Genomic DNA, 18,550 nt, shown 5'->3' with positions numbered 1-18,550 from the left:
CGGCGGCCCCCGGCAACCCGCTGTCCTTGCATTTGTCCCACGACCGCCTATGATCTGTAAATCGATTTAGTAAATCGTTTTACGGAGACGCTTAATACCAAAGACCTAGTACCGAGCGCGGAGCCGAGGCAATCGTTGAGTCAGCCGAAGTGCAGCACGACGCGTCTCGCCGCTGGCTGGTGCCGTCCTCCYTGGCCTTGCCGCGCGTGCTGGCCATTAAGCCCAAAGGCTGGTGTCGGCGGCGCTCGCCATCCTGTCCGGGACGATCCTGGAAGGCGTGCCGGCGCTKGTCCTGTTCGGTCCGCCGCTCATGCCCGCTGCTCATGCGCACTGGGCAGCAGGCCGGCGTGCATCCGCTACACTTCGGCACGGTGATGCTGACGCCATGGCTACCCCGCCCGATGAAGCTGGCATGAGATCCCGATAATGGCAACCATACAAGATGTCGCCAGATTGGCGAACGTATCCGCGAGTTCCGTTTCCAATGTGCTCAATGGACGCACCGAACGGCTCAATCCCGCCACGTTCGAGCGGGTGCAGGAGGCCATCCGCGCGCTCGGGTTCCGGCCCAGCCAGGTCGCGCGCCAGCTCAAGACCGGCCGCACGCCGATGCTGGGGCTGCTGGTGCCGTCCACCGCCAACCCCATGTACGGCCAGCTCGCGCTGAAGATCGAGGCCGAGGCGCAGCGCCAGATCGGCTACCGCGTGCTGCTGGGCAATACCAACCGGGACCGGGAGCAGGAGTCGCGCATGCTCGACGACCTGCTCTCGTTCGGCGTGCACGGCGTGATCATCGTGTCGTCGCTCACCGACGAGCAGCATTTCCTGGCGGCGACCCGGCAGGGGCTGGCCATGGTCAGCTACGACGGCGGCGCCGACGCGAACATGCCGGCGCGCATCGATCATGTGGCGCCCGACAACTTCCAGGCGGGCCACCTGGCCGCGTCGCACCTGATCGAGCTGGGCCACCGGCGCATCGCCTTTGTCATGCCCGCCGGGCGCACGGTGAGCCGCGCGAGCAAGATCGCCGGTTTCCAGGCGGCGGTGAAAGAGGCCGGGCTGGGGGACGCGGCGGTGATAGAGTGCCCGCCCACCGCGCATTACGGCGATGCCGAACTGGCGGAACTGGGCCAGGTCCTGGCGGGGCAGCTGGCGCGGGCCAGCACGCGCCCCACCGGGCTCATCGCGGTCAACGACATGATGGCGATCGGGCTGATGTCCGGCCTGCACCAGGCGGGCCTGTCGGTGCCGGACGATGTCTCGGTGATCGGCATGGACGACATCGGCATGTGCTCGTACACCAATCCCGCGCTGACCTCGGTGGCCATGCCATTTGGCGAGATGGCGCAAGCCATGGTGCGGCGGGTCATGCTGCGGCTGGCGCAACCGGACGAAGCACCGATCCGCCTGTGCTTTCCCAGCGGGCTGGTGGTGCGCCAGTCCACCGCGAAGCCGCCTGCCGCCAACCGGCTGGCCGGCGCGAGCGCATCAATGCCAGGCGTGAGGCACGCATGACAAGCCCATGGCCGCGGTGGAAGCCCGCAGCCATGGACGGATGGAACCAGGCACGCCGTGCGTGGCCGTGGTTGTCACAAATCGACCTGAATCGTGGAGGAACGAGATGGTGCTCGACAAACCGGAACGCCGGCTGGCAGGCCCGGCCAGGACGTATATCGAGGCCGGATATGCCATCGAGGTGGATATCCTGGAGGTGGCGCAAGGCAGTTGGGGAGCGCTGGTCCGCCTGTCAAAGCTGGCCGACGGCCAGGTCCCCGCCGCGCACTTCATGCTCAACCGCACGTTCGAGGACCGCGCCATGGCGTTCTCGTACACGCTGGCGCTGACGCGCTCCTGCGTAGCGCAATTCGCACCGGCCTCCGCGACCGAGATTGCCGAGATGCTCAAGACCGGCAAGGCGGACCACTAGGATAGCGCAGGCTATCCAGCATGCAGCAGACGCGGCGCACCCGCACCACAAATGCCCGGAACGATTCGGCGCCAGCCCTGGCCGGCGCGGGATATCCGGCGAACGATCGCAACGGCACGCGCGGCCCCCCGGGCGCCGGCACGCTGCGGCAAGAGCTGAAGAGGGGACCCACCAGGCAATCAGGGGGGCAGCATGGAGAACACCACGGTGTTCACAAGGCAGGAACTAGACACTTACTTTGCTTCATATGTGGGGATGGAGGGGGGCAATCCGCGGGCCTCGGTCTGGTTTTGCGACAGGAGCCCGCATCCGTGGTCCGAGCACCTGAGCGCGCCACTCAAGCCGCGCCTGGCGCCGCTCGCCTGGGACGCGGCGTTTCGCGCCGCGCACCGCGCCAGCATGGGCAAATGGCTCAGCCACCAGCGCATTGCCCGCATCATGGCCGCTGCCCGCGCTGAGGTGCTGGGCTTGCGCGACGACGATGCCGATGCCGACTGGAAGCCCTATTACGAGCACCACCTGTACACCGCCTGCGGGGCCGAGTTCAAGCTCAACCTGTTTCCCCTGCCCATGCAGCTCGATGGCCTGACCCCCTGGTCCACGGTGTTCCGCGGCCAGCCGGCCCTGGTGCCCAAGGAGCGCTACCTGGATCTGTGCCGGCACGGCGGACGCTTCCGCTTCCTGGCCGAGATGTGCGCGCGCTGGCGGCCCAAGGTGGTGGTGTGCCTGGGCCACCGGCATACCGAGGATTTCGTCAACGCGTTCGCGCTGGACTACGCGGCGGTGCGGGACGAGAAACTGCAGCCCGCCGACCTGGTGAAATCACTGCGGGTGTTCACCCGCGACGACACCACCTGGATCATCTGCCCGGCGCTGGCCGGCCCCTCCGGGCTGACTTCCGATGTCTTGCTGAACGCCTTCGGCAAGCTGCTTGCCGCCAGYCTGGACGCGAGCGACTTCGGCGTTGTGCAGACCGGCCGCAAGGCCGTGGGCTTCAGGCCATGGCCACAGGCCGCGGCTTACCTGCAGGCCGAGCCCATGCGCTGACGTCGTCCCATCCTCGCATCGATTTGCATCAGTCCGCCTTGRGGCCGATCCGCAGGGCCAGCTTGGTCCATCGCGCGATATCGGCGTTCACCACCCGCTGGAACTCCGCCGGCGTGCTGTGGGTGGTGGCGAAACCCAGGTTCGCCAGGTTGGCCCTGACTTCCGGCCTGGCAATGACCCTGGCGATCTCCAGGTTGAGCTTCTGCACGACCTCGGGCGAGGTGCCCGCTGGCGCCAGGATGCCGAACCACTGGTCAACGTCGTAGCCCGGCAGGCCCAGTTCGCTCGCCGCCGGCACCTCGGGCAGGAACGGCGAGCGGCCACGGGACGTTACCGCCAGCGCGCGCAGCTTGCCGGTCTTGAGGTAGGGCAGGGTGTTGGTGAGCGTGTTGATGCTGACGTCCGCCTGGCCGCCCAGCACATCGGTCATGGCCGGGGCGCATCCCTTGTAGGGAATGTGCAGCAGATCGGTCCTCGCCGAGATCTTCAGCAACTCGCCCGCCAGGTGCTGCGGCGTGCCGTTGCCGCACGACGCATAGCTGGGCGGCTTGCCCGAGCGGCCGGCTGCGATCAGGCCCTTGAAGCCATGGATCGGGGAGTGTTCCGGCACAGCGATCACGGACGGCACCGACGCAAACGCGATGACCGCGCTGAAGTCCTTGCCTGGCTCGAAGGGCAGCTTGCGGAACACGCCGGGATTGATGGCGAAGCTGCTGTTGACCACCAGCAGGGTATAGCCATCCGCCGGGCTCCTTGCCACCAGCTCCGCGCCGATATTGCCGCTGGCGCCGGGCCGGTTGTCCACCACCACGGCCTGCCCGAGGCTGCGCCCAAGTTCCGTGCCGATCACCCGCGCCAGGGTATCGGTGCCGCCGCCCGGCGGAAAGGTCACTACCAGGCGGATTGGCCGCTGCGGGAAGTCACTGGCGGGGCTGGCGTTGGCATTGGCCCGGCCCGGCATGCCTGCCAGCGCCGCGCCAAGCAACGAGATCGCCGCGAGGCAGCGTACGACGGATGAGAATTTCATGTGAAGCCATCTTCGGATGACCGACATGATAGAGCAGCATGCGCGCACACATGGCGGCAGGGTGATTGCCGCGGCCGTGGGCGCCGGGCGGCTTCGGTTCCCTTCGTCCTGGCCCGGCCGCATCCTACAATCACATGGTGTGACGCCGTCGCGGCTCGTGGCCGGCAGGACGGCGGGCGGCGCGGCCTGTTCCGGTTTCACGCCTTTGCGGTTTGGCAAGTGAGTTGGCAAGCGAGTTGGCCACTTACCTATCAAGGGGATGCATCGATGGAATCGAGAAGCTCGTACCCCGGGATCTCCAGCGGCAATGGCCTGTCGCGCACCGGGTCCGTCATTGCGTGGATAGGCTTGCTGGGGCTCTGCGCGGCCTATCTGCAGGGCGGCATCAACAAGGCGCTGGATTTCCCCAGCGCCGTGGCGGAACTGGCGCACTTCGGCCTGGCGCCAGCGGCGCCCCTGGCGGCGGCCACCATCGCGCTCGAACTGGGGGCTTCGCTGATGATCCTGCTCGGCTTCTATCGCTGGGCCGGCGCGCTGGCGCTGGCGGTGTTCACCGCCTTTGCCACCTTTATCGCCAACCGGTTCTGGCTGATGGCGCCGCCGGAGCGTTTCATGGCGGCCAATGCCTTCTTCGAACACCTCGGCCTGGTTGGCGGCTTTGTGCTGGTGGCCTGGTACGACCTGCGTCACCGGCGCCATCGTGGCTAGCCGGGCGCGTCGCCGCGGCGGACCGCCGGCATTACTGGACCTGGAGCTGAAATGAGTCAGGAACTCTCCGGCGCCGCGCTGGCCGAGCCTGCGGGCGGGCCGTGGAGCCCCTTGCGCAACAAGGTGTTCCGGGCCGTCTGGCTAGCCACGCTGGTCTCCAATATCGGCACCTGGATGCATGATGTGGGCGCCGGCTGGATGATGACGTCGGTCAGCCCGTCGCCGCTGATGGTGGCGCTGGTGCAGGCCGCCACCACGCTGCCGATGTTCCTGTTTGCGCTGCCGTCCGGCGTGCTGGCCGATATCGTGGACCGGCGCAAATACCTGCTGTTTGCCCAGGCCTGGATGCTGGTGGTGGCGACGGCGCTGGGCCTGCTGGCGCTGGCCGGGCTGGTAACGCCGGCGGTCTTGCTGGTCGCCACCTTCTTGCTTGGCACCGGCGCGGCGATGAGCGCGCCGCCATTCCAGGCCATCGTGCCGGACCTGGTGCCCAAGCCGGAGTTGCAATCGGCGGTGGCGCTCAACTCGCTCGGGGTGAATATCAGCCGGGCGATCGGGCCTGCCCTGGGCGGCGTCGTGCTGACCCTGTTTGGCCCACCTGCCGTGTTCCTCCTCAATGCGGTATCGGTGGTGGGCGTGCTGTGGGTGATCTACCAATGGCAGCCCGCGCAGGCCGCACGGCGCTTGCCGCCCGAGCATTTCTTCCAGGCCGTGCGGGCGGGCCTGCGCTACGTGCAGGCGGCGCCAGTGCTGCAGGTGGTACTGGTTCGCGCAGTGGCGTTCTTTGCTTTCGGCAGCGCCGGTTGGGCGCTGTTGCCGCTGGTAGCGCGCAGGGAACTGGCGGTGGGCCCCGGTGGCTATGGGCTGCTGCTGGCGTGCGTGGGCGCCGGCGCGATCGGCGGCGCGCTGATGCTGCCGCGCTTGCGCAAGCTGCTCTCGCCCGACTGGCTGGTGCTGGGCGCCAGCGTGATCTTTGCGCTGGCCTTGTTCGCCATGTCGGGCATCAAGCGCTTCGCCCTGATCGCCATCGTGCTGCTGTTTGCAGGCCTGGCGTGGATTGTGGTGCTGTCCGTGCTCAATGGCGGTGCGCAGCGTAGCGCCGCCGGGTGGGTCAAGGCGCGGGCGCTGGCGGTCTACCTGCTTGTGTTCTTTGGTTCGATGGCGGCCGGCAGCGCGGTATGGGGACAGGTTGCCTCGCTAAAAGGCACGGCGCCGGCCCTGCAGGTGGCCGGCGCGGGCATGTTGCTTTTCGCCGCGCTGGCCATGCGCTGGCGGCTGGCCGATTCTCCCGACCTCGATCTCACCCCGTCGCCGCATCTTGCGGGCGCGCCGGTGCTTGACGAGACCGCGGGCGACCGCGGCCCCGTGATGATCAGCGTCGAGTACTACRTCGACAAGGCCAATGCCGCTGCGTTCCATGCCGCCGCCCGCGAGCTGCGGCGCGTGCGCCGGCGGGGCGGGGCGCTGTCATGGAATCTGTTCGAGGACATGGACGAGCCGGGGCGCTATGTGGAGACGTTCGTCATCGAGTCGTGGCTGGAGCATCTGCGCCAGCATGAGCGCTTCAGTGTGAACGACAAGGCGATCCAGGCCCGCGTCCATGCGCTGCACCTGGGGCCGGCGGCGCCCAGGGTCCGGCATTTCGTGTCTCCGCTTTAGCGAGCGCGCTGCATCGCTGTGCCCGGCTCATCCGAACACACTCCAGCACCGCCAGCCGCGCGCGTCGTAGAATTGCGCCATATACCGCACAACCTACTTCCCCGCCCGGCTTGCGCCGCAAGCGCTGCACCGCGCAGTGCAAGGATGATTTGACATGTCTGACACGAAGAACCCGTTCCTCAATATCTACGCCCATGGCTTTGCCCGCGTGGCCGTGGGCGTGCCGGTGTGCCGCGTGGCCGATCCGGCCTTCAATGCCGCCGAAACGATCGCGCTGGCCAGGGATGCCGCCAGCCAGGGTGCGGCGCTGGTGGCCTTTCCGGAGCTGGGCTTGTCCGCCTATACCTGCGACGACCTGTTCCATCAGCGCGCCTTGCTAGACGCCTGCGAGGCGGCCCTTGCCGCGATCGCCGCTGCGTCGAAGTCGATTGCCGCGACGCTGGTGGTGGGGCTGCCGCTGCGGGTCGAGCATCAGTTGTTCAACTGCGCGGCGGTGGTAGCCGGCGGGCGCATCCTTGGCGTGGTTCCCAAGACTTACCTGCCGAACTACTGGGAGTTCTACGAGGCGCGCCAGTTCAGTTCGGCCGATAGCGCGGTAGCCACCGAGGTGCTGCTATGCGGCAGCAAGGTGCCTTTTGGCGCCGGCCTGCTGTTCGAGGCGCAAGACGTGCCGTTCCTGCGCTTCCATGTGGAGATCTGCGAGGACGTGTGGGTGCCGATTCCGCCGTCGTCGTTCGCGGCGCTGGCGGGCGCGACCGTGCTGGTGAACCTGTCGGCCTCCAACATCGTGATCGGCAAGTCCGGCTACCGGCATCAGCTGGTCAGCCAGCAGTCGGCGCGCTGCCTGGCGGCGTACCTGTACAGCTCGGCGGGCAAGGGCGAGTCGTCCACCGACCTGGCGTGGGACGGGCAGGCGCTGATCTACGAGAACGGTGAGCTGCTGGCGGAGTCCGAGCGCTTTGCCGACAGCTCGCACCTGACCTTTGCGGATGTCGACCTTGAGCGCCTGTCGCGCGAGCGCATGCACCAGACCACGTTCGGCCACTCGGTGCGGCGCCATAGCGCGGAGGTGTCGAAGTTCAAGGTGATCCCCTTCGCCATGAACCTGGCGCTGGACAAGCCATTGGCGCTGCGCAGGACGGTGGAGCGGTTCCCCTACGTGCCGTCTGACGCGCGGCGGCGCGACGAGCGCTGCAGCGAGGTCTACAACATCCAGGTGCAGGCGCTGGTCCAGCGGCTGTCGTCCAGCGGCATCTCCAAGGTGGTGATCGGCGTCTCCGGCGGGCTGGATTCCACGCACGCGCTGCTGGTGTGCGCCAAGGCCATGGACCGGCTGAAGCTGCCGCGCACCAACATCATCGGCATCACCATGCCGGGCTTTGCCACCAGCGACCGCACGCTGCTCCAGGCGCGCAAGCTGATGGAGGTGGTGGGCTGCGTGGCCAAGGAGATCGACATCCGGCCAAGCTGCGTCGAGATGCTCAAGGACCTCGACCATCCCTACGCGTCTGGCAAGCCTGTGTACGACGTCACGTTCGAGAACGTGCRGGCCGGCGAGCGTACCAACCATCTGTTCCGCTTCGCCAATCACAGCCACGCCATCGTGATCGGCACCGGCGACCTGAGCGAGCTGGCCCTGGGCTGGTGCACGTATGGCGTGGGCGACCACATGTCGCATTACAACGTGAACGGCAGTGTGCCAAAGACGCTGATCTCGCACCTGGTCCGCTGGGTGGCGGAGACCGGGCAGATCGGCAATGCCGGCTCGGACGTCCTGCTCGACGTGCTTGGCACGGAGATCAGCCCGGAACTGGTGCCGGGCGACTCCGCCGACGCTCCCCAGCAAAAGACCGAGAACTTCATTGGTCCGTATGAGCTGCAGGATTTCAACCTGTACTACACGCTGCGGTTCGGCTTTGCGCCGACCAAGATCGCCTTTCTTGCCTTGAGCGCATGGGGCGAGCGCGACAAGGGCAACTGGCCTGACGGGCTGGACGCGGTGCGCAACGTGTACAAGCTGGCCGACATCAAGCGCAATCTGCGCATCTTCCTCGACCGTTTTTTCCGGACCAGCCAGTTCAAGCGCTCGTGCGTGCCGAACGGGCCCAAGGTGGGGTCGGGCGGCTCGCTGTCGCCGCGCGGAGACTGGCGGGCACCGAGCGATTCGGAGTCCGTGGTGTGGATGAAGGACCTCGACCGGGTGCCCGACGAGATTTGATGGCGCCGGGGTGGCTCTGGACTTTGGCTATCGCTCGATGACGTGCTCGTTGGTGTGCTAGTTGGCATGCTCGACCACGCGCTGGACGATGCGCTTGTCGAACCAGTCATCCAACATGGCCTTCTCATAGCGTAGCGGGTCGCTGCTCGCGTAGGTGTTGACCGACATCAAGAAATTCATGTCGACGAGCCGGTCTTCGCCGCTGGCCAGCACCTGGTCGCCCTGGCTCAGGGTGTAGCGCAGCGTCATGCGCGGCCAGGTGATGTCCCGCACCACGCGCACATCCTGGCCGTGGAAACGCAGCGGCTCGAAGCGGCCCGCCAGGTCGATGTCGAGTACCTCGATCTTGAGCGTGTCGCCCGGCGGCACCTTGCGCCCGGCCAGGCGCTCCAGGTGCTGGCTGATATCGTGCTCCACGGTGGCGAGATCTTTCTCGCTGGCGTACGCGTGGCTGTATGCGGCATCGGTGTAGCTTTCCGGGTTGAGGAAGGAGACGGAGAGGCGACCGCCGGGCGGCGCGGCAAGCGCGTGGATGCTAAACAGTGCCACGGCGGCAAGGCACAGGTCTTTACGCATTGCAACCTCCCGTTCCGTGACGAACCTATCGGGTTCGACTCCGGACGGGGAATGCTTGTTCCGGGCGGCGCATTCAGCCTGCCATGGTCGCCGGCACGCATTGCCGCATCGTCTCCACAAAGCGGCGCAGCTTGGCCGGATAAAAGCTCGCATAGGGATAGATCAGGTACATCGGCAGCGAGGAGGCTTGCCACTCGGGCACCAGGTGCAGCAGCCGGCCCTGTGCAATATCCTCGGCCATCAGCCAGGCCGATGCCACGGCCACGCCCAGGCCCAGCGCCGCCGCGCTGCGCAACGCATACAGGCTGTCGGTGCCCACGCGCGGGCGGAACGTCAGCCGCTGGCTCTCGCCCGTGACCGCATGGGTCAGCGTCACCTCGTTGCGATAGAAGGTGCGCAGGGAAAGCCAGGGCAGCATGGCCAGCTCGTTCGGGTGCGAGGGCATCGCCGAGCCTTGCAGCACGGCAGGGGCGGCAACAACGATGCGGGGCACCTCGGCAAGCCGGATCGCCAYCACCGACGGATCGCTCACCTCGCCAACGTGGATGGCGCAGTCGATGCCGTCGGCAATGAACTCCGGTGTCCGGTCATACAACAGCCACTCCACCGTCACCCGCGAGTGACGGCGCAGGAACTCCGCCAGCGGCCCCACCAGCTGCTGCTGCCCGAAGGCATGCGGCACCACGACCCGTAGCGTGCCTTCGGGCTCGTCACCGGCGCCGCGCAGGTCCGCTTCGAAAGCCTCCCATCCCGCTACCAGCTCCTTGGCGCGCCCGAAGCAGCGCTCGCCATCCTCGGTGAGCTTCATTGCATGGGTCGAGCGCTGCAGCAGGCGCAGGCCAAGCGAGCGCTCCAGGCTTTGCAGGCGGCGGCTGATGGTGGGCTGGGTGGTGCCCAGTTGCGCGGCGGCCGCCGACAGGCTGCCGGCCTCCACGATCCGCACGAAGGTCTGCATCAGCTCTACGCGGTCGGCGGAAGGCGTGGAGGGGGTGGCTGGAGCGACTGGGGGGGAGGGCTGGGTTTTCATGGTTTCCGGCATGGCGGCCATTGGTCATGCGTCTGGCGTATAGCCATTGTGCGAAGTGTAGTACTACCACGTGCCGCGGGCCACCGGCAAACTCCGGCCATGTTTTCCACCTGAGGGCTAACGCAATGTCTTCCATTCAAGCTGCGCATACCACCGCTGCCGCGCACACCGCGCACACGGCGGATTCCCCTGCCACCGGCCTGCCCGCGCGGCTGGTCCTGCTGCTTGCCGCGGGCGCCGGCCTGGCGGTGGCGTCGCTGTACTACAGCCAGCCCATGCTCGGCGTGCTGGGCCCGGACATCGGCGCGTCCGATGCGGCGGTCGGCCTGGTGCCCACGCTCACGCAGCTCGGCTATGCGCTGGGCATCCTGCTGCTGGCCCCGCTGGGCGACCGCTACGACCGCCGGCGCATCATCCTGGCCAAGGCTGCCGTGCTCAGCGTCGCGCTGCTGGCCAGCGGCGCTGCCTCCGGCATCGGGCTGCTGCTGGCCACCAGCCTGGCGATCGGGCTGGCCGCGACGATGGCGCAAGACATCGTGCCGGCCGCCGCCACGCTGGCGCCCGAGTCGCACCGGGGCAAGGTTGTCGGCACCGTGATGACCGGGCTGCTGCTCGGCATCCTGCTCTCGCGCGTGCTCAGCGGGTTTGTGGCCGAGCACTTCGGCTGGCGCGTCATGTTCGTGATCGCAGCGGCCAGCATTGCGCTGATCGGCGTGGTGGCCGCRCGCGGCCTGCCGCGCTTCAAGCCCACCACCCATCTTGCCTACAGCGCGCTGCTGGGCTCGCTCGGCAAGCTGTGGCAGAAGCACGGTGCGCTGCGCCGGGCGACGCTGTCGCAGGGGCTGCTGTCGGTTGGCTTCAGCGCATTCTGGTCGACCCTGGCCGTGATGCTGCACGGCGCGCCGTTCCACCTGGGCAGCGCGGCGGCTGGCGCATTCGGCCTGGCCGGTGCCGCCGGCGCGCTCGCCGCACCGCTGGCGGGCCGCCTGGCAGACCGCAAGGGCCCGGAGCTCGTCACCCGCCTGGGCATTGCGTTGACCGCGATCTCGTTCGCCGGGATGCTGTTCTCGCCGCTGCTTGCACCGCACGCACGGCTGTGGCTGATTGGCGCCAGCGCGCTGGGCTTCGACCTTGGCGTGCAGGTTACGCTGGTCGCGCACCAGACCATCGTCTACGGCATCGAGCCTGGTGCCCGCAGCCGCCTCAATGCGGTGCTGTTTGTGGGCATGTTCGTGGGGATGGCAGCCGGCGCCGCGCTGGGCAGCGTGCTGCTGGCGCGCTGGGGCTGGATGGCGGTGACGCTGTTGTCTACCGCGACGGCCATCGGGGCGCTGGTGGTGCGGATGTGGCCGGGTGCACGGCTGGCCCGGTGATGGCTTGACGTTGCCCAACCGGAGACGAAAGGAGCCCCGCCAGCCTGGGAAAGGGCATGGCGGGGCGAAGGTACGGCGCCAGGGGCCACTCACGTACATGGACGAGTCTGGGACCAGGAGAAGGCCGCGAATGTCTGCCGCCACACAGAGCGGGGCGGGTATTGTCGGCCAGAGACGAGGTTGTCACTGGTTCCCGGACGGATCGCTACTCATGGCTGGCGCTCAGTGGCAAGCAAGGGATGCCACGGCTTCCAGGAGATGCCGGCATCCGCGATGTCCGCGATGCCCGGCGCGGCGACGTTGAAGGGCTGCCACGCAGCACCAGACAGCGTGGCTGGCTTTCCCGCCGTGACAAAGCTGGATATGGCCAGGCGGAATGCGGCGCCCACGTTCTCGAATGTCTCTTCGGGGATATTTGCAATCATGGGCGCATCAAGCCAGTCGCCGCGGTTCCCGAACAGGAAGGGCAGTTCCAGGCAGTGCGGGCTCATGAGGTTTGGCACGCGGCTCTGCACGCTGAACCGGTATGGATAGACAGGCTTGGCCGCGCCGGCGAGAGCGCTGGAGATCTCGCGCGCCGCGGCGCCGAACAAGCTGTATCCGCTTGCATCGACCAACTGGGTGTACGGCGTGTGGGCCGGGCGCGCGGCGGCAAAGGCCGCGTAATGCTTCATTGCGGCCGCCCCGAACCTGGTCTCGAACCAAGCCATGACCTGCTGCGCCGAGGCTTCCACCACCTCGGGCGCGGCTGCCATGAAGGCGGTACTCTCGTCAGCCGTAAAGCCTAGCAGGGACGCTGACACGTGCGCTTGCCTGGCCGCACGCGGCAGGTCGAAGAGCCAGTCGGGGACAAGGCCATCTTCCGCCACCGGCCGGAAGCCGACCGAGACTTCGCCGAACCTGGCGCGCGACCGCATCAACTGGCTTTGCGCGGCAAGGATGTCATTGACCGACAAGGTATCGATGTCTTGCGCGCCTGCGGCGTCGAGCAACGCGAGGCTCGTGCGATACGCGTCGTCCGGCGACAGCGGCGGCAGGGCCGGCAGGCTGAACATGGCGTTCCGATGGAGCAGCCCCTTTGACGCGGGGCTGACGCCAAGCAACCAGGCGTAGTAGGCCCCGGCCGACTGGCCGCYCACCGTGACGCGCGCCGGATCGCCGCCAAACCGGCTGATATGTTCCTGCACCCACTCCAGGGCGCGAATCAGGTCGCGAACGGCGCGATTGGCGCCGCGCGCATCGCTGGCATCGGTGAAATGACCCAGCGCGCCAAGCCGGTAGTTGACCGTGACCACGACCATCCCGCTTTCCCTGGCCATGCACTCGCCGTCATACCAGGCAGCGGTGCCACCGCCGGTGAGAAAGCCGCCGCCATGAATGAACACGAACACTGGCCGGCGCTCCGCATCCCGCGGCGCCCACACATTGAGGAGGAACGCGTCTTCGGACTGCGGGTTGCGGTCGATGCCGTTGCCCATGACCGTGGCCAGGCGCGAAGGCGCTTGCGGGAAGACCGCGCCGAGCGCGGTGGCATCGCGTTCGCCAGTCCATGCGGACGGCGGCGTCACCTCGGATAACCGGCTCCCAGGATGGGCTCGCTCGCCATAAGGCACCCCGCGAAATGCAAGGACGCCATCGGACGCCTCGCCACGGATGGCGCCGATGGACAAGGCCAACACAACGGATTTCTCTTTGACTGGCATTGGATCAGACTCCAGGTTCACGCAACTTGCGGATAAGGAACGGTACGATCACGGCGCACACCAGCACCGTGCCGCCGACAGCGGCGATGATCTCGGGCAGTCCCACGCCGGACTTGATCAACAGCCCGACAGAGCCCGCGCCCGCCAGCGATCCCACGCGGCCGAGCGCGCTGGCCCAGCCCGCGCCCACGGAACGTATCTGCGTGGGGTAGGCCGCAACCGCGACGGCGTTGAGCACGACGATGGGCCCGCTGATCAGGAAGCCCGAGCAGAACACGGCGACGGCGTACCCAGCCGTGGCATCGGGCGAGGCGATCAGAAGCGGGCTGGCGGCACCGGTCAGCAAGGCGATCCCAACAAGATTCAGCGGCGCGATGCGGCGGATGGCGAAGGCGCCCACCACCGCGCCGGCCAAGCCGCCAAACTGGAACAGGGACGCCGTCCTGGAGGCCATGGCAACGCTTTCCCCGGTACTCCTGATCAAGGTCGGGAGCCAGCTTGCGATGACATAGAAGCTGCCCAGTATCAGGAACATCAGCAGCCAGAGCAGCACCGTGGTTGACCGGTACTGCGTGCTGAAGAGCTGCGCCACGCTGCCCTTCGTGATCTCGGCCGGCGGCGCGGGAGCCTTGAACATCGCTGCGCCAGGCTGGGGCGCGCCCAGCTTGGCCAGGGCGGCGCATACCCGGCCCGAACCGGCCCCGGTCTGCACCAGGAACGCTGGCGACTCAGGCAACAAGGCAAGGATGGCGGGAACGAGCAGCAGCGGCCCGATGCCGCCGAGGAGAAACAGCCCCTGCCAGCCGATGCTGTCGATCAGATGCCCGGTCAGGAAGCCGGCCGCGGCTGAGCCGAACAGGAACCCGCAGAACACGCCGGAGAGCGCGGATGCGCGCCGGCGGGCGGGCAGCAATTCCGCCAGCAGCGCGGCAACGGCGGGCATTGCCACGCCGACGCCCACGCCGGTCATGCATCGCCATGCCACCAGCTGGAATAGCGACGCGCTGAACGCAGAGGCGAGGGTGGCTAGCGCAAACGCGAGCGTGCCGGCCACGAGCACAGGCTTGCGGCCTCGCGTATCGGCAACGCTTCCCGCGGTGATATAGCCGAACAGCAGCCCAAACATCCCCGCTGCGATGGCTGCGGAGATCTCGGCAGGCTTCGCGCTGAAATGCGTGGCGATCTGCGGCGCAATGAATCCAATGATGGCTGCATCGAAGCCCTCGAGCGCAACCACGGCAAAGCAGATGGCGATGATGCGGCGGCGGTGTCGATTGGGCGGGATGTTGTCGATCACCTCGGAGATGTCCAGGGGATCGACATGCAATGGGGGGTTCTTCATGGTAGGCGCGCGTCCCGCTCAGAATGCGTGTTCGACAAAGAGCCCGGACAGGACTTGCTTGTTGCTGTCCGACGGGCCGGCAGCGCCGTTGATGAAGGCCTTGGCGTCCGCGGTGCCCCCCGCCTTCTGGAACGCGGCTTGCAGGTAGACGTGGGTTCTCAGCGACAGCGCCTTGTCCAGTTTCAGCAGGATCTGATGCGCGTAGCGGTCCTGCAGCGCCGCATTGCCCTTCATGTACTGGTAGTGGAGGTTAATCGTGTAGCTATTGCCCACAGGCACGGTCGAGCCGGCGCCGAACGTGTCGATCGCGCCATTGGTGATCGCGTTTCTCACGCGGGTGTAAGACCCGGCAATCGTTGACTMGCCGATGTTCCACTTCGCCCCCAGCCCCATCGTCTGGAAGTGCGCGCGGCTGGTGGGCGTGCTGCTATCCCTGAAATCCGTATAGGCGACGGCGGCGCCATAGCGCGGGGTTTCGTAGAGTGCGCCGAGGCTATAGGTGCTTCCGTCGTTGATCGAGCTGGTGCGCTCGCCGAGGGCGTACATCGCGCCGAGCTTGAGCGGCCCGAATTGCCTGGTGTACTTGGCCGCGTTGGCCAGCGCTTCGCCGTTGGTCCGGTCGGCGTCGAACGAACCCGTGCGAGCCGGGCTGTAGACGCCGCCAAAATTCAGGAACGGCCCCTGCGGGCTGCCCCAGATGCCACCGAACCACGAGCCGCTGAAGCCGGGGATCGTCAGGAAATCGAACATGAAGTCCCGGGTGTATCCCAGGGCAAGGTCGCCGAGCGAACCGCGCAGGCCAACGATCGCATTGGTGTTGAAGAGCTGCCCGACCGTCTGGCCGTTATCCGCAAAGAACCGGCCGGCCAGCCTGAAGTACGCCGCCATGTCCGGCGACAACGTCTCGGAACCGTTCATGGCAATGTAGTTGGGCCGGTACGGGCCGGAGTCGACGCCATAGCGGGAAGCCCCTCCGACATTCGACGTCACCGTGGGGCCCGCCGTTACCAGGCCGCTGAGTGAGACACCGTCGGGCTGCGCGGCCGATGCACTTGCCGCGCAGCCCAGCGCGGTTGCTGCCAGGCTTGCCAGGAAAAGCTGGCGCAGATGAACTCGTGGAAATGCACTTCCCGTGATGGCAGACCTGCAGCCGTTCTTCCTCATTGCTTCCTCTTTTCGTGGTTTCGGTTGGAGCGCTCAGCAGAACAAGGTGGCGATCTCTCTGATATCCGGCGAAGACTTGCCGCGTGGGCGATGTCTTTAGCCTGCGACCGATACCGATGGTAGAGCGAAGGTGGAGCGGCAAGGCATGACGAATTTGAGAAGCATCATGCGTAGGTCGCATGGCCTGTGCCGGCGCTTCGAGGCAGGTGAAAGAGCGTGGCGGACGCGGGCCACGGCACGGGAAAACGCGGTGGCACCCGTGCGATGCGGATGATTTCCAAGGGGCGTCCGATTGCCCGCGCATGGGGCAAGCCGGAGGCTTAGTGGCTGCCGGCGTCCCAGGAGGATTCGACCACGCGCCGCAGACTGAGGATAAAGCTGCGCGTCTGCCGCGTGCTGGTCCGGTCGCGCCGCCAGATGGCCGACAGCGGGCCAAGACTGAGATTGAACGACAGCGGGAGGATGCTGATTTCGCCGCGCGCGGCCATGAAGCGTGCGGCGCTTTCTGGGAGTTGCCACAGGAAGTGGCCGTGCGACATCAGTTCGCGCCCCAGTTCCAGCGAGAGCGCGCCCACAATTTCCGGCGCCGGGAGACCGGCTTCCCGGATTTCATGCACCAGCATTTCCCGAAGGATGCTTCCCGGTGGCGCGGAGATCCAGGGGTACTGGACGCACGTGGCGATATCGACATCCTGCCTGGCCAGCGGATGATCCGGTGCGCACGCAAGCACGATGCCGTCATGCACCAGCGCGGCAGTCCGGTAGGTTTCCGCGCTCTGGCTTCTCGGGGCGCGGCTGATGAGCAGGTCGATCGCGCCGGCATCCAGTTTCTCGATCAGGGCCTCGTGCGATCCGACTTCCACCGTGATCTCCACGCGCGGATTCGCCTGCCGGAACAGGAGTATGGCCTCCGCCAGCGGCCACCGGCTGAACATCGAGAAGCAGCCCAGGATCATGTTGCCGAGATCGCCCCTGGCGATGGCACCCAGATCCGCCTCGGCCTTGTGGAAGTCGCTCAGGAGCAAGGCCGCATGGCGGCACATCGCGGCCCCGAGCGCGGTGGCCATCATGCCCTTCGCGGATCGTTCGAACAGCTTCCCGGCAACGATCTCCTCGACCTCGGCAACCGCCCGCGAGAGCCCGGACTGCGTCATGTGCAATTGCTCGGCGGCCTTGGACAGGTTTCCAAGTTCCGCGACGGAGAGAATGATCTCCAGATGGCGCGTCCGAAGCTTTCCGCGAAATGGGGTCATTGTTTGTGGACTTGAATGAACTTTCGGGATGCGCCCCTCGGCCGGGCAGCCCGGAGCGAATCGCGATCTTACCCGTCAGCGCATGGGTGGCGCAGCGACATGCCCACCAGCGCGCCGATCACGATCGGCGCCAGGATGGCGCCGCTGCGTCCGATGCCCGACGCCCAGCCAATGCCGGTCGCGCGGACCGCCATCGGATAGAACTGCCCGGCATAGGCGTAGGTGACGATCTGCGTGCCGATGGTCGATGCGCCGGCCAGCGCCACCAGCACGAACAGCAGCGCGGTGGGCACCGGGTAGCCCAGCAGTGTGATCGATACCGCGGCCAGGGCGTACATGCCCACCAGCACGTACTTGATATTGAAGCGGTCCGCCAGCCAGCCGCCGCCGATGGCGCCGATCATGGCGCCAAAGTTCAGCACCAGCACGAAGGTGAGCGCCGAGCCCAGGCTATAGCCTGCGCCGGCCATCATCTTGGCCAGCCAGGAGCTGAGCGCGTAGACCATGAACAGGCACATGAAGAACGCCACCCAGAACATCACCGTGGAAAAGCCGCGTCCGTCCTGGAACAGCTTGCCAATGGGTGCGTCGCCCGCCTTGTCGCCGGCGGGCAGCGCGAACTGGTCGCCGGGCTGGGGCCGGTAGCCTGGTTCCAGGCGGGAGGCGATGTGCTTGAGTGCATCGACCTGGCCMGATTTGATCAGGAAGGGCATGGACTCCGGCAAGGACTTCAGGATGACCGGGATCAGCAGCGCCGGCAGGCCGGCGGCAAGGAAGACTGATTGCCAGCCGTAGCTTTCAATCATGCCTTTGCCCAGTAGCGCGGCCAGCATGCCGCCCACCGAGTAGCCGCTGAACATCAGCGTGACCATGGTCCCGCGAATCTTGCGCGGCGAGTACTCGGTCATCTGCGCCACCACGTTCGGCATGACCCCGCCGATGCCCAGGCCGGCCAGGAAGCGCGTCACGCTGAATGTCACGGGATCGCTGGTGAAGCCGGCTGCCGCGGTGAAGACGCTGAACAACAGGATGCAGATGGCGATGGCGCGGCGCCGCCCGATACGGTCGGCCACGGTGCCCATGAAGATCGCGCCGAACATCATGCCGAACAGCGCGGCGCTGACCATGAAGCCGGCGCTGGTGGCGTCCACGCCCATGCCCTTCATGATCGAGGGCAGCGCGATGCCGACCACGGCCAGGTCATAGCCGTCGAAGATGATGATGAGGGCGCACCAGAGGAGGATTTGGGCGTGGAAGCGGTTGAAGCGGGCTTCGTCGGCTAGTTTGTGGATGTCGATATGGGGCATGGGGTGTCTCCGTTTGGGTTTTGTTTTTGTTGGGTGGGGTTGCAACTGCTAAATGTCAAAGGCAACTTCAACTGCAGTTTCACCTCCCCTGCGGGGCGGCGACCTACTTTTTTGTCTTGCCAAAAAAGTAGGCAAAAAAGGCGCGCCGGATGGGGCGACTACCYCCTCGGGATTCGGCGAAAAGAGCGGCCGGGACCCAAACTCGCATCGCCTTAAGGC

Annotated in this window: 15 protein-coding genes; 7 read left to right on the top strand and 8 right to left on the bottom strand. The window is 66.8% G+C overall.

Translation table 11 applies throughout. The features are described from left to right. Positions 1-426 precede the first annotated feature (426 nt). The 3 genes from AC1DS3_RS21660 to AC1DS3_RS21650 all read left to right on the top strand — a co-directional run bounded on the left by AC1DS3_RS21660 (position 427) and on the right by AC1DS3_RS21650 (position 2,974). The gene (locus AC1DS3_RS21660) at positions 427-1,515 is read left to right on the top strand and encodes a LacI family DNA-binding transcriptional regulator (protein ID WP_441635518.1); all 1,089 of its coding nucleotides are present in this window, start codon (positions 427-429) and stop codon (positions 1,513-1,515) included. A gap of 106 nt (positions 1,516-1,621) precedes the next feature. Next, positions 1,622-1,927 (top strand): hypothetical protein, encoded by a 306-nt coding sequence (locus tag AC1DS3_RS21655; RefSeq protein WP_441635516.1) that lies wholly within the window; start codon positions 1,622-1,624, stop codon positions 1,925-1,927. 192 nt (positions 1,928-2,119) lie between these two features. Then, entirely contained in the window at positions 2,120-2,974 is an 855-nt protein-coding gene (locus AC1DS3_RS21650) for a transcriptional regulator (RefSeq protein WP_441635514.1), read from the top strand. Between the two features lie 28 nt (positions 2,975-3,002). Here the strand turns inward: AC1DS3_RS21650 and AC1DS3_RS21645 are convergent, their stop codons facing one another. Further along, positions 3,003-4,001 carry a tripartite tricarboxylate transporter substrate binding protein gene (locus AC1DS3_RS21645; RefSeq protein WP_477127921.1) on the bottom strand — a complete coding sequence of 333 codons (999 nt, stop codon included), beginning with the start codon at positions 3,999-4,001 and terminating at the stop codon, positions 3,003-3,005. 267 nt (positions 4,002-4,268) lie between these two features. Between AC1DS3_RS21645 and AC1DS3_RS21640 the strand changes: the two genes are divergently transcribed. The 3 genes from AC1DS3_RS21640 (at position 4,269) to AC1DS3_RS21630 (ending at position 8,586) form a co-directional block, all read left to right on the top strand. Beyond that, positions 4,269-4,709 (top strand): DoxX family protein, encoded by a 441-nt coding sequence (locus AC1DS3_RS21640; protein ID WP_441635510.1) that lies wholly within the window; start codon positions 4,269-4,271, stop codon positions 4,707-4,709. Positions 4,710-4,760: 51 nt separating this feature from the next. Beyond that, complete coding sequence (locus AC1DS3_RS21635) at positions 4,761-6,368, top strand: MFS transporter (protein WP_477127920.1); 1,608 nt, start codon at positions 4,761-4,763, stop codon at positions 6,366-6,368. A gap of 154 nt (positions 6,369-6,522) precedes the next feature. Continuing rightward, entirely contained in the window at positions 6,523-8,586 is a 2,064-nt protein-coding gene (locus AC1DS3_RS21630) for an NAD(+) synthase (RefSeq protein WP_477127919.1), read from the top strand. 57 nt (positions 8,587-8,643) lie between these two features. On the opposite strand, the gene AC1DS3_RS21625 is transcribed toward AC1DS3_RS21630, so the two are convergent. Further along, positions 8,644-9,162 carry a DUF3016 domain-containing protein gene (locus AC1DS3_RS21625; protein WP_441635504.1) on the bottom strand — a complete coding sequence of 173 codons (519 nt, stop codon included), beginning with the start codon at positions 9,160-9,162 and terminating at the stop codon, positions 8,644-8,646. A 73-nt stretch (positions 9,163-9,235) separates the two neighbouring features. Next, positions 9,236-10,189 carry a LysR family transcriptional regulator gene (locus AC1DS3_RS21620; protein WP_477127918.1) on the bottom strand — a complete coding sequence of 318 codons (954 nt, stop codon included), beginning with the start codon at positions 10,187-10,189 and terminating at the stop codon, positions 9,236-9,238. A 125-nt stretch (positions 10,190-10,314) separates the two neighbouring features. Here AC1DS3_RS21620 and AC1DS3_RS21615 point away from each other — a divergent pair, with 125 nt between their 5' ends. Beyond that, on the top strand, positions 10,315-11,562 hold the full coding sequence (locus AC1DS3_RS21615; RefSeq protein WP_441635500.1) for an MFS transporter: 1,248 nt from the start codon (positions 10,315-10,317) through the stop codon (positions 11,560-11,562). Between the two features lie 209 nt (positions 11,563-11,771). Here the strand turns inward: AC1DS3_RS21615 and AC1DS3_RS21610 are convergent, their stop codons facing one another. From AC1DS3_RS21610 to AC1DS3_RS21590, 5 genes are all read right to left on the bottom strand, one after another. Next, positions 11,772-13,265: a carboxylesterase family protein gene (locus AC1DS3_RS21610; protein ID WP_477127917.1), complete on the bottom strand. Its 1,494-nt coding sequence runs from the start codon at positions 13,263-13,265 to the stop codon at positions 11,772-11,774. Between the two features lie 4 nt (positions 13,266-13,269). Further along, on the bottom strand, positions 13,270-14,607 hold the full coding sequence (locus tag AC1DS3_RS21605; RefSeq protein ID WP_441635496.1) for an MFS transporter: 1,338 nt from the start codon (positions 14,605-14,607) through the stop codon (positions 13,270-13,272). Between the two features lie 18 nt (positions 14,608-14,625). Further along, entirely contained in the window at positions 14,626-15,771 is a 1,146-nt protein-coding gene (locus AC1DS3_RS21600) for a porin (protein ID WP_477127916.1), read from the bottom strand. 320 nt (positions 15,772-16,091) lie between these two features. Continuing rightward, entirely contained in the window at positions 16,092-17,024 is a 933-nt protein-coding gene (locus AC1DS3_RS21595) for a LysR family transcriptional regulator (RefSeq protein WP_441635492.1), read from the bottom strand. A gap of 68 nt (positions 17,025-17,092) precedes the next feature. Beyond that, positions 17,093-18,331 (bottom strand): MFS transporter, encoded by a 1,239-nt coding sequence (locus tag AC1DS3_RS21590; protein ID WP_477127915.1) that lies wholly within the window; start codon positions 18,329-18,331, stop codon positions 17,093-17,095. Positions 18,332-18,550 lie beyond the last annotated feature (219 nt).

The organism is Cupriavidus sp. 01L46 (assembly GCF_056399905.1).
Note: the sequence above shows the minus strand (reverse complement) of the source record. Positions and strands in the feature narration are given on the sequence as shown.